Below are 11,872 nucleotides of genomic sequence, written 5' to 3' on the forward strand. Positions count from 1 at the left end.
CCCCCGAATGCGCCAGTCTTGTGCCTCGAACGAGGTATGAGCTGGCGTATTCTGTATGTAAGTGGGAGGAGGTTCCTCTTGTTTATCCTTGAGCCTTGGCTGTCTTACGGATTATGACGATGAGATAGTAGAATTGGTGCTTGATTTACCGACTACCTTCGAGAAAGAGGAAATAACAATGTCTACCTTGGCAAGCGTCGTCACGGTCTTCGCATTCGTGTCCATCGCTATTCACGTGTATATCTGGATTCTTGAGACTTTCCTGTGGACTAAACCTCGGGGTCGGAATACCTTCGGTACCACGGAAGAATTTGCCGAAGCCTCCAAAGAAATGGCTGCAAATCAAGGGCTCTACAATCTCATGCTGGCCTGGATTGCAGCAACCGGCCTGTTAGCGTTCTGGGTTGGTGGTCTGCCTCAAGTTGGCATCGCCCTCATGTTTGCCGGTCTAGGTTCGATGGCCGTCGCGGGAATTTATCTCTTCGCGACCTCACCGGATAAGCGTAAACCCGCGCTGATTCAGTGTGTACCGCCAATCCTATCTCTCGTACTGCTTTTCACGATGGTGTCATAACGCAGGGCTTTAAAAAACAAGACCCAACTAGCCACACAGTAGAGGTTTCTGCTTTCGCCTTTCAGTAGGCGGGGCAGGAACCTTTTTCGTTTTAACAAAAACCTTTGTACCTATGAGCCCCGATGCAATTCTCCCTCGGGAGTAAATAAGCCTGATGACCCACGCCGGTGTGAGTCTACTAGGTGCGCATCCACCATACCAATGGCACACATTAAAGCATAACAGCTAGTTGAACCTAGAAATTTGCCTCCGAGCTTCTTGAATGCTTTCGACATGGCTGCAGAGACATCATTTTGCGTAGGAACCTCCTCAAGAGTTTTCGGAGTAATAGTGCTTTCGGGAAGGAAAGACCAGATAAAAGCAGGTAAACCAGGTTCAACCCATAACCCATTCGGAAGGTAAAATCCCGCTAATGACTCGTCTCCAGCAGCTGCACGCTCGCGTAGGTTAAGAGTTAGTCGTGCGTTTGAGACCGTGGCGCGAATCTTGAGGTTGTTCCGAATAATACGTTTATCGTGGAGTAGCCGTTCGACATCATCGTCTGTAAAGGCTGCAAGTTTTTCAGGAACAAAATCGGCAAAGACTTCTCGAAACACTGGCCTTTTGACTAAGACTGTATACCACGAAAGCCCGGCCTGGAATCCTTCGAGGCACACCCGTTCAAGCATCCCGGTTTCATGGGTGATAGGTATGCCCCACTCCTTATCGTAGTAGTCGCGTTCAAGGTCATGACGTACCCAAGCAGGATATTTTCGGTCTGCACTCGTTTCGACTTTGCCAGAAGCGACAGCGTTCGCAGAATTATCTGACGCCATGACTACCTCCTAGTATCGTAAATATGTACTAGTATAGTATATAGAAATTCAGCTGGAAGGCAACTATAGAATATTATTTCGATAAAATAGTCGAGAGTCTAAAAGAGTCGACCCTCGCGAATTTCTGCAGGTTCTTCGAGGTCGAGAAGGAACTGTTTGCGGTCGAGCCCGCCTGCGTAGCCGGTGAGCTTGCCATTGGACCCCAAAACGCGATGGCAAGGGATGATGATTGAAATTTTATTGTGCCCAACAGCTTGTCCGACCGCCTGCGCGGGTGCGCCTGGTCCCACGGCATGTGAGATGGTTCCGTAGGTTGTGGTGTATCCGTAGGGGACTGAACATAAATATTTCCATACCATGAGCTGAAAATCTGTTCCTTCAGGCGCTAAAGGAATTGTGAAGGTTGTACGTTTGCCGGCGAAATACTCTTGCAGTTCGCGAGTGGTGTGCTTAAGGATGCTCGCTGCAGGCGCTGGTTCGCTGTTTGCAGCGATTGCCGAGGGGTCTGGAATAAACTCACCGAGCTCGTCTGGTATTGGAAAATGTGTCTGTTCTTCATACCAAAGCCCGGTAAGAGCTTTGGCGCTTGCTGCAAGATAAAGGCGTCCTACTGGGCTGTCGATGAGGCTGTGCCAGCGCTTTGCTGTGTTGTTAATGGGCTCTTGTGGTGCTTTAGGTTTCTTCTCGCTCATGACAGCTCCTTTGCGTTTTTACTTCCTTAATCATAAACTCTGCCGCGAAAACATGACGTAGAAAAACTTTACATTGCATATTATTATATAAAAATTATGATATAAAATACATAGTTATTTTTAAATTTTTTTAGTTATTTTGGGTAAAATAAAACTTACACACTCACTCTTTCACTCATATAATTCGGGACCCAAAGATGACTTCCTTGACTTACCCGCAAAAAACTGTGGGCACGCATACCGTACATTCGGTGCCAAACCTAGATTACTGGCGTAATCTAGTTCTTGACTATCTTGATGATAGTGATGACATAAATCTTTATTTCGCTGCGCAAAAGCTCAACGTTTTAGTACCTGAAGACCCGGTAGGTTTATATGGACTAGCTTGCGCTCAACGGTATAGAGGGGAACTTAATACCGCATATTTTAATGTTATCCAAGCACGTCGACGATTGGCATACAATTCCGGGTTTCCCGTAACCTATGAGGAAGCTCTAGAACTTGAAGCAGCTATTGCCGTCGATCTGGGACATATTACAACTGCGATCGATCGGTATGGGGAACTCATTGAGTTGAACCCCTTAGAACCTAACTATGTATCGGCTCGCGCAAAGTTATTCGATACTGCTGAGAACATGACGGTTAGCGCGCATAAGCGACGGCAGGGGCAGGACGATTCCTCTCTGACTGATGCGCAGACCAGCCTGTTTTTGCGCGCTGCTGAGGCGCACGCAATCGAGTTTGAAGGTAAGCCTGTTTTCGTCTCTTACGAGGCCGCTCTCGATGCAGCCAAGACGCTGGGGCGCATCCGAAATATTCAGAAGGCGTCGCAAAGTCTCAGAACGCGATATGCCGAATTGCAATCCGCTGTTACCTATGCTCTCCGTAGAAATTTTGTGCGTTACCAATGGTGGCAATTTTGTCTTTACGTTCTGTGCGGAATGACTCTGCCAGGATCGGTCATGAATAATATTGCAAAAGATATTGCAGAAAAGGGGAGTGCTGGAGTTTTCTCTGGAATATTCACGAGTATTATGATGATTTCTATCTTTACGCTTGTGGGACTTTATTTTTTCTACCCCGTAGGGCATAAATACAATGCTCGTCGTGTGCGTAAACGTGATGCAAAACTACGTGCAGAGATGCTTGAAGAACCTGAGAGTATCTCTAGTTAACCCTGCGAATCCTGCGATGATAGACTCGTATCCCGTACACTTTCCCGCACATCGTACACTTTTACTCTACGAAGATGCAGGAAAGTGTACGGGATATTTCTGTCTTCTAGGCGTATCACCTAATCTTCTGAGAGGCTGTTTGCTTTTTCGATAGGTTTGATACCCTAGACATGCGCAGTGCTGAAGGGAGTGCGTAGATGCCCATACGTTTTTCTAGCGAGCAGGAAGCCAGAGACTATTCTCAGAGCGTGCCGGTTCTCCCGCTTTCGACGATGCGCGTGAGTATCAGTCCTGATGCTCGTAAACACAAGCGGCTATTTTTTGCCCCGGTTTATTATATAGATATACAGTTTGAGACCAGCCAAGAGCCTTTTCTGATGGGCGGTGGTTTCCCAGGTGTGTATGCAGGAGAACTCAGAGATGCATATCATGTCCCAGAAGATTATTTAGCTTTAACCAGCGCAGATTGTGAACGTATTATCGCGACCGTTGCTCCGAACGAAATTCCTATGCTTCGTACTTGGATGGCTAGAGTTGTCTCTTAAAACTCGAATAGCATTTATCTTGTCTTGGGTCGCTCAACTACTCGACGGCGTAGTCTGCCAACGCTGTAAGAAGAGAGAGCTCAGATTCCGAATAGAGATTGCCGGTTTTCAATCCATATCAAGTGTGAAGGTGCTGAAATTGAACTCTGTCAAGATTTCAGGTGCACTGTGCGATGACGTGAAAACCTATTGGAGGGGTCTGTTATGGAATCGATGCGCCAGATGATGACGGTGCTCCAGCGCGCGATTCCTGATGTGGGCGTGTGGTGGCCAGCCGAAACAAAGTTCGAGATCCTGGTAGGCGCAGTATTGGTGCAAAATACCACGTGGACGAACACCGAAACCGCATTGGCAAACCTGCGTACCCTCAACCTCCTCACTCCTGAAACACTTGCTGCAGCTGATTCGGCTGTGGTGCAAGACGCGATCCGACCCTCAGGATATTGGCGCACTAAAACCGTCTATCTGCAAACCGTCACCGATTGGTTCCTCACTACTGATACCCTTGCTGAATCTATGAGTGATACACAGTTGAGAGCATCGCTGCTTGGGGTGAAGGGCGTAGGTGAGGAAACCGCTGACGATATTTTGCTGTATGCCTACCACCGAGGCGTGTTTATTTACGATGCTTATGCGCGCAGGCTTCTCGCCGTGGCTGGATGGGGAGATTACACCACCTATACGCAAGCACGTAAAGCGTGCGATGAACGCATCCGTTCTGAAGCATTGAACGTTGAAGAGTATGCACTGTTACATGGGCTAATCGTCCAAGCAGGCAAAGCGGCCCGAACCGCGGGAGGATGGCAAATCTATTGGCCTGCCATTGCTGGTAACTAGGGTTGTTCTTATACCTGATATAGACAACCCCGTACATTTTCCTGCAATTTCGTAGGGTAGAAGCGTACGATATGCGGCGAAATGTACGGGATGCAGTAAAAATATAAAACCCGCACTCTTTTGCATGTCTCGAACAGCGATGCTGTGCGTTTTACGCAAAAGAGTGCGGACTTTATGTACGAAGAAAATCCTTAGGAAGTCGGCACGTCCTCATCCACCCAGTCGAGGGTGCGTGCCACGGCCTTCTTCCAGAGGCGGTACTGGCGGTCTACCTCGGACTGCTCCATGGCAGGTAGCCACCGCTTATCCTCAGCCCAGTTTTCAACGACGTCTTTCTCGCCGTCCCAGAAACCAACCGCAATACCGGCTGCGTAGGCGGCACCCAACGCAGTAGTCTCAATAACCTTCGGACGGATCACCGGAACCCCAAGAATATCTGCCTGGAACTGCATCAGGAACTCGTTCGCGGTCATACCGCCATCCACACGCAGCTCGGAAAGCTTCACGCCGGAATCGGCGTTCATCGCGTCCAGCACCTCGCGGGTCTGGAAAGCGGTTGCCTCCAACGCCGCGCGCACAATATGCGCCTTGTTTACATAGCGGGTTAAGCCCACGATCACGCCGCGCGCATCTGAACGCCAGTGCGGTGCAAACAGGCCCGAGAATGCAGGAACCACATAGCAGCCACCCGAATCCTCAACCGAGGTTGCTAGTGCTTCGGAATCAGAGGCGTTGGTGAGCATGCCCAGGTTATCGCGGAGCCACTGAATTAGCGAACCGCTCATCGCGACCGAACCCTCTAAGGCATAAACGGGGTCAGCGTCCCCAATCTTATACGCCACAGTCGTAAGAAGGCCGTTATCTGAGAAAACGGGCTCATGTCCGGTGTTCATCAGCATGAAGTTACCGGTGCCGTAGGTGTTTTTCGCCATGCCCCTCTCAAAGCAAGCCTGCCCGAAGGTTGCCGCCTGCTGATCGCCTAGAATACCGGCAATGGGTGTGCCGCGCATCAGACCGGTGGGGCGACCATAGCCGTAGACCTCAGATGAAGACTTGATTTCGGGGAGCATACTCATAGGAATACCCATATCGGCAGCGATCTGCGGATCCCACTCAAGAGTACGAATGTTCATAAGCAACGTGCGGGATGCATTCGTAACATCGGTTACATGTACACCGCCATCAACGCCGCCGGTTAGGTTCCACACTACCCAGCTGTCGGTGTTGCCAAAAAGCAAATCCCCGCGTTCGGCACGCTCACGAGCGCCGGGAACGTTATCAAGAATCCACTTAATCTTGGGTCCTGAGAAGTAGGTTGAAAGATTCAGACCCACAACATCGTGGTACTTACCCACACCGTCATCGCCAGCGAGCTCATCAACAACGTCTTGGGTGCGGGTGTCCTGCCAGACAATTGCGTTATAAACCGGCTCACCAGTGTTCTTATCCCACACCACCGTGGTCTCACGCTGATTGGTGATACCCACAGCGGCAATCTCGTGATGGTTTACCTCACCGTTTGCCATCGCCATTGCAACGGCTTTACGCACGTTATCCCAAATCTCAGCGGGGTTGTGCTCAACCCAGCCTGCCTTGGGGAAAATCTGCTCGTGCTCAAGCTGACCCACAGAAACGATCTTGCCAGCCTTATCGAAAAGGATAGCCCGGGAGCTGGTGGTGCCCTGGTCGATAGACATAATGTATTTACGTTCAACATCCAAAGTTGCCGAATGCAAGGAAGTAGTCATGAGTAACCTCACTTAAATGGTTGGGGGGCGCATGACCGCGCCATAACAAAGAATAATGGGTGATGCCCATTCACCAAAATATCTTTAAACCGTGTGATGATGGTTTCTAGAATCCCAAGACTGCAGGCACAATCAAACCGGCCAATACGCCACCGATGATGGGGCCCAGAATCGGAACCCAAGAATACGCCCAATTCGAGCCGCCCTTACCGCGAATAGGCAGAACAGCATGGGCCATACGAGGGCCAAGATCACGCGCAGGGTTAATAGCGTACCCGGTAGGTCCACCTAGACTCATGCCGACAGCTACTACAATAAGTGCCACGGCCAGTGGACCCAAGCCGGAGGGAGTCTGTCCGGAGGCAACAACCCAGCCAACAAGTACGAATGTACCCAGAATCTCCGTCACCAGGTTCCAACCATAAGACTTGATTGCGGGGCCGGTTGCAAAGATACCCAGACGATTACCGGGCTCTTCATCAAAGTGCTTCTTATAGGCTAAGAACGCGGCAACAGCACCTAGGAAAGCCCCAAGAATCTGCGCCACAATATAGATCGCAATGTTTTCCGGAGTTGCTGGAACACCCTTAGTCAAATCTTTACCGGCCGCCGCTAAACCAAGGGTAACCGCTGGGTTAAGATGCGCACCCGAAGGCCCGGAAAGATAAACGGCCGCAAAAACCGCAAACCCCCAAGCAAAAGTAATGACAACCCATCCGGCGTCCTTCGCATACGATTTGGGGAGTGAGACACCGGCGACCACGCCAGCGCCCAGAAGAATCAGAATGAACGTTCCAAAGAGCTCAGAAGCAAAAAGCCCAAGATGGGTAGCAACACCATTATCTCCCACCAGCAGGCTTACCGCCTGTACGGGAATGTTTGCAGCCAAGAGAGACATATTTTTCCTTTCGTCGCCGTACAAGACATCCGCCCTAGGGCACGTTACTGGGTAGCCCGGTCGCGCCATTGCGGATGCGCCATGACGGTGCGTTTGTGAGGTGGAGGAATCCCACGGAATACAACATATCGTAGGATTCCAAAATTATGGGTGGTGTGCCTGCTGGAAAAATACTAAATCAAACAGGCATACCATGCAGGATACGGCAACGATAAATGCCGTATCCTGCGGCAGTATTGAGCGAAACTCTGAGCTTCGCACAAGTTTTAGTGGTGCTGCACGTTGAGCTTCCTGCGGGGAGCCACCGGGTCTACAGCCACAATCTTGGCAGACGCCTCAGCATCGGTAGAAGTGGACTCTGCCTCGCGAATAGCTTTTACCCGTTCGGTGTAGAGTGCAAGTTCGCGCGCGACCTTCGTATCATCCCAGTTGAGCTCGGATCGCATAATCTCAAGGATCTCAGGGGCCGCAGCCAACCCGCGATCACGCTGTTCAAGGTCAAGACGCACGCGGCGAACCAGTACATCCTCGAGGTGCAGGACACCTTCGTAGCGAAGAGCGAACACGACATCGGCGCGTAAGAACTGCGGTGCATGTTTAAGAGGTTTGCCAAGATCTGGATCAGCATCAATAAGCGCACCAAGATCTTCAATCTGCGCGCCATAGCGTTCCAGCAGATGGGTAATACGGTCTTCATCCCAACCATAGCGTTGCGCGTAACGGTCACGGCCTGCCTCAATAGCGCGATATCCCTCGGCACCCACCAGCGCGATTGTTTCCGTCACCGACGGACGTTCCTGCGCACGATCACCGAGTGCAAAATCAACCGCATCCGCCGCCATTACGCGGTAGGTAGTCAGCTTGCCGCCAGCAATGGCACTCATACCAGGGGCAACCTCCGTGACAGTATGTTCACGAGACACCTTGGTGGACTGTGCACCATCACCTTTAACCTTCGGCTGCAAGAGGGGGCGCAGCCCCGAATAGGTACCGATGATGTCGTCGTGGGTCAGTGGATTAGCAATCAGCTTATTCGCCTGCTCCAGCACATAATCAATATCCTGACGCGTTGCTACAGGGCGCTCGCGATCCTCGGTATACGGGGTATCGGTCGTACCAATAATCCAGTAGCGCTGCCACGGGATAATGAAAAGCACTGATTTTTCGGTCTTCGTGAAAATACCGCTAGTAGCCTGGATACGGTCACGCGGCACGACAATGTGAATACCCTTAGAAGCGAGTACTTCAAGACCGGCATCCGGGTTTGCCAGAGATTCGGATTCTTCGGTCCAGACTCCGGTGGCGTTAATAATGTGCTTGGCTTTGACCGTGAGTTCCTGTCCGCTTTCAAGATCGACCAGTCGCGCGCCCACTACCTTACCGGAGGCATCTTTATCGATGCCTACCACTTGGGTGCGTGAGGCAGCCAAGGCTCCATAACCGCTGGCGGTGCGAACAACATCAACCACCAAGCGGGCATCATCTACACGGGCATCGTAGAACTGAATAGCGCCGGTAAAAGCAGAATCTTTGATATCTGGGAAGACTGTTTTGGTGCCCTTTTTTGTAAAGTGACGCTGCGAAGGAACTCCCTTTTTACCACGCGAACCGATATATGCGAGAGCATCGTACATGCCAATGCCGATAGCGGAATAGGAGCGTTCAATAACCGGGGTCTTCAATGGCCACAAAAAGGGCTGCGCGTGCACAAGATGGGGTGCAATTTTTTCGAGCAGCAGACCACGTTCCTTGAGAGCCTCGGTTACGAGTTTGAAATCTAGGTTATAGAGGTAACGTAGGCCACCGTGAATAAGCTTTGAGGACCAAGCGCTGGTGCCCGCAGCCCAGTCTCCGGCCTCCACAATACCTGTGCGTAGGCCGCGAGTCACCGCATCGAGGGCAATACCGGCACCGGTAATGCCGCCGCCAATTACCAGAACATCAAGTTCAGTACCGCTGCTCATCTTAGCTAGGGCACGTGCACGGGATTCTGCTGTTAGGTGCGAAAGTTGCGCAAATTGTTGAGAGCTCATAGGTATCTTTCTTCTTGTGAGTATGGAGGTCGGACTACACGCCGAACCGAGGACGTATTGCTCTCAAGTAAAACTTAGTGGTGAAATAATTACCAAGTGGAGTGAACGGATTTTCACTTAAGGTTAGGAACGAATGAACGAACGACTCAGCCAAACCTATGAGGTCGCGCAGCTGTATTACATCCAGAATCTCACGATGGATACCATTGCATCCCGCCTAGGGGTATCGCGTGCAACTATCTCGCGTTTACTCAAAAATGCGCGCGAGACAGGCATGGTGCAGATTCGCCTCGACGACTCGTATAGAAACCGACATGAGCTCGAAAAACGGTTGGGGGAGCGGTACAAAGTTCGCGTTACTCTCGTGAATACCAAGCGGGATGCTACCCCAATCGCTAGGATGAGCCAGGTTGCGCGCTCTGCCGCGCAACTTCTTGATTCGCTAGTCGATAACGGCACAAGCATCGGGGTGGCCTGGGGCGCAACTCTCACAGAGGTCTCGCGGCATCTGCCTAAACGACCACTAGAGGGGGTGAGCGTGGTGCAACTGAATGGCGCAGGTAATGCGCATCATTCTGGAATACCATATTTAGGTACACTACTGGGGCGCATGGTAAGCGCCTACGATGCTTATATGATTCATTTTCCGGTGCCCGCATTCTTTGATTTCGCCGACACCAAAGCTGCGATGTGGCGCGAGCGGAGCATCCAGGCAACACTGCAGGTACAAAGCCGGGTTGATGTAGCGGTGTTCGGTATTGGTGCTTTCGGAGGTGCTATTCCCTCACATGTGTACTCGGGCGGGTACTTTGATGCGGCAGAACAGCGCTTATTGCGTGAGCAGGGAGTCGTCGGCGATATCTGTACGGTGCTTCTGCGGGAGGATGGAAGCTGGAATGACCTTGAGATTAACCGTCGGGCATCCGGCCCCAGCCCTCAAGAGCTTTCCCGCATTCCTCGTCGTATATGCGTAGCCTCCGGAACGCACCGTGCGGCAGCGCTAAGAGGAGCGCTGCGTACGGGCGCTATTACAGACCTGGTGCTCGACGAAAAACTCGCCCGAGCCGTGATGGAGAAATAGTGTTTAGGTTTCTTGTTATGAGCCGAACGCTTCTTTAACGGCGTGCTGAAGCGCATCACGAACCATTACTAGGGCCGGATTCTTCGCGGACTCTGTACGCACTGCGGTAAAGATCTTGCGTGAAGGCTTACCCGGAAGATCTACTGTGCGAATACCCTTTGTGTTAGATAGGCTTGAGAGTACGAATCCTGGCACTATAGTGGTTGCGCATCCTGAACGCACTAGGTTTGCATTAGTGATCATGTCGTTTGCGCTGTACCGAATATCTGGTTCGAACCCTACAGTGCGGCACTGATTGATAGCCCACTGACGCGATGTATTCTGTTCCATCTCAAGAACCCAAGGCAATTCATTGGCTTCTTTGAGAGATTTGATGCTGGATTCTTCGGGGACGATAAGACTCAGGGGATCCTCTACCAAAAGCTCAGAGTGCAGGTCTGGATACTCCGGGATAGGGTGGTGCGGGTAAGCCTCTGAAAGAACCATGTCGTACTCGCGGCTTCGAGTGAGCGAAGTTCCCGTCTCTGGGTCGATCTGTAGAACGTGCAGAATTAGACGCGGTGCATGTTCTTCGAGGTATTTGATAGCGCGGGGCAGAAGCGCAAAGGAAGCGGATTGGAAGATCGCCAAGCGCACGGTTCCTGCTGGTTCTCCTGCAAGGTTTGCTACTGCTGTCTGCATGCGGTCTATCTCGCGCAATATAGTACGAGCACTATCGACCATGACAAGACCGGCGTTCGTGAGCTGAACGCGCCGCCCAACACGTTGTAATAATGCTGTACCTGTATCTTTTTCGAGGTTTGCAATTTGCTGTGACACAGCAGATGGGGTCAAGCTGAGAGCATCCGCAGCAGCGATAATGGTGCCGCGTTCGTGAATCTCCAGAAGCATTTGCATACGCCGGATATCAGATACAGACATAAAGTCTCCTTAAATTAGCGCGGTCGTGGTTGGTTTAGTGGAATAAGGATGCGCTGTTCGCATAGGTCTTGCTGCCCCTCATTTTGCGGAGTACTAGGCTGCCTGATGCGGTATCTTAAACCACCTTAAGCTTTTCTTCATGGTATCGAAATAGGTACTTTCTGTGTCGCAGAAACGACGGACGCAACGATAAAGTTTTCATAAACATTTTGGGATGTCATTCTCTTGTAATAAATGAACTCTGTTCGTTTTGTCCAGTACTAAGTACTGTATTTTGATTGCAAACAAGTCTGGTTTAAAGCCGTAAATCTTTAAGGTTTAAAGTGCTTGTTGAATGTTGGATGAGGTGGGGTTGGATGGTAGTTGTTTGGCTTGTAGTGCGCTCAGGCCCTTCCGCCTATTTCATGGGGCTTAGTGGGGATTTGTGGCCGCCAAAAATATTTAGATATTCTAAAATATTATTGGCAAAAACATTCAGTTTTTCTAATGAGGTATTCAATACCCTTTTGTGGTGAAATAGAGACATCAATACGCTTCGTGTGCTTATAGCACA

At 50.8% G+C, this 11,872-nt stretch carries 11 protein-coding genes; 5 read left to right on the forward strand and 6 right to left on the reverse strand.

The window, feature by feature from the left end; translation table 11 throughout:
* Nucleotides 1–178 precede the first annotated feature (178 nt).
* Nucleotides 179–574: a DUF1304 domain-containing protein gene (locus HMPREF2554_RS00190; RefSeq protein WP_013398811.1), complete on the forward strand. Its 396-nt coding sequence runs from the start codon at nucleotides 179–181 to the stop codon at nucleotides 572–574.
* A 110-nt stretch (nucleotides 575–684) separates the two neighbouring features.
* Here HMPREF2554_RS00190 and HMPREF2554_RS00195 read toward each other — a convergent pair whose 3' ends face one another.
* Nucleotides 685–1,389, reverse strand: a complete 705-nt coding sequence (locus HMPREF2554_RS00195) for a DNA-3-methyladenine glycosylase I (protein ID WP_070553540.1) — start codon at nucleotides 1,387–1,389, stop codon at nucleotides 685–687.
* Between the two features lie 98 nt (nucleotides 1,390–1,487).
* Nucleotides 1,488–2,081, reverse strand: coding sequence for a methylated-DNA--[protein]-cysteine S-methyltransferase (locus HMPREF2554_RS00200; protein ID WP_070553543.1), 594 nt, complete (start codon nucleotides 2,079–2,081; stop codon nucleotides 1,488–1,490).
* Between the two features lie 197 nt (nucleotides 2,082–2,278).
* On the opposite strand from HMPREF2554_RS00200, the gene HMPREF2554_RS00205 reads away from it, so the two are divergent.
* The 3 genes from HMPREF2554_RS00205 to HMPREF2554_RS00215 all read left to right on the forward strand — a co-directional run bounded on the left by HMPREF2554_RS00205 (nucleotide 2,279) and on the right by HMPREF2554_RS00215 (nucleotide 4,638).
* Nucleotides 2,279–3,256, forward strand: a complete 978-nt coding sequence (locus HMPREF2554_RS00205; RefSeq protein WP_070553546.1) for a hypothetical protein — start codon at nucleotides 2,279–2,281, stop codon at nucleotides 3,254–3,256.
* Between the two features lie 197 nt (nucleotides 3,257–3,453).
* Complete coding sequence (locus HMPREF2554_RS00210) at nucleotides 3,454–3,801, forward strand: hypothetical protein (protein ID WP_070553548.1); 348 nt, start codon at nucleotides 3,454–3,456, stop codon at nucleotides 3,799–3,801.
* Nucleotides 3,802–4,005: 204 nt separating this feature from the next.
* Entirely contained in the window at nucleotides 4,006–4,638 is a 633-nt protein-coding gene (locus tag HMPREF2554_RS00215) for an endonuclease III domain-containing protein (protein WP_070553550.1), read from the forward strand.
* Nucleotides 4,639–4,829: 191 nt separating this feature from the next.
* Here the strand turns inward: HMPREF2554_RS00215 and glpK are convergent, their stop codons facing one another.
* From glpK to HMPREF2554_RS00230, 3 genes are all read right to left on the reverse strand, one after another.
* Nucleotides 4,830–6,386, reverse strand: coding sequence for a glycerol kinase GlpK (gene glpK / locus HMPREF2554_RS00220; protein WP_070553553.1), 1,557 nt, complete (start codon nucleotides 6,384–6,386; stop codon nucleotides 4,830–4,832).
* Between the two features lie 106 nt (nucleotides 6,387–6,492).
* Entirely contained in the window at nucleotides 6,493–7,284 is a 792-nt protein-coding gene (locus HMPREF2554_RS00225; RefSeq protein ID WP_070523397.1) for an MIP/aquaporin family protein, read from the reverse strand.
* Nucleotides 7,285–7,550: 266 nt separating this feature from the next.
* Nucleotides 7,551–9,317 (reverse strand): glycerol-3-phosphate dehydrogenase/oxidase, encoded by a 1,767-nt coding sequence (locus HMPREF2554_RS00230; protein ID WP_070553555.1) that lies wholly within the window; start codon nucleotides 9,315–9,317, stop codon nucleotides 7,551–7,553.
* A gap of 133 nt (nucleotides 9,318–9,450) precedes the next feature.
* Between HMPREF2554_RS00230 and HMPREF2554_RS00235 the strand changes: the two genes are divergently transcribed.
* The gene (locus HMPREF2554_RS00235; RefSeq protein ID WP_070553557.1) at nucleotides 9,451–10,398 is read left to right on the forward strand and encodes a sugar-binding transcriptional regulator; all 948 of its coding nucleotides are present in this window, start codon (nucleotides 9,451–9,453) and stop codon (nucleotides 10,396–10,398) included.
* Between the two features lie 15 nt (nucleotides 10,399–10,413).
* Here the strand turns inward: HMPREF2554_RS00235 and HMPREF2554_RS00240 are convergent, their stop codons facing one another.
* Nucleotides 10,414–11,319: a LysR family transcriptional regulator gene (locus HMPREF2554_RS00240; protein ID WP_004004365.1), complete on the reverse strand. Its 906-nt coding sequence runs from the start codon at nucleotides 11,317–11,319 to the stop codon at nucleotides 10,414–10,416.
* Between the last annotated feature and the right edge of the window lie 553 nt (nucleotides 11,320–11,872).

The organism is Rothia sp. HMSC071F11, assembly GCF_001809115.1.
Lineage (GTDB): Bacteria > Actinomycetota > Actinomycetes > Actinomycetales > Micrococcaceae > Rothia > Rothia dentocariosa.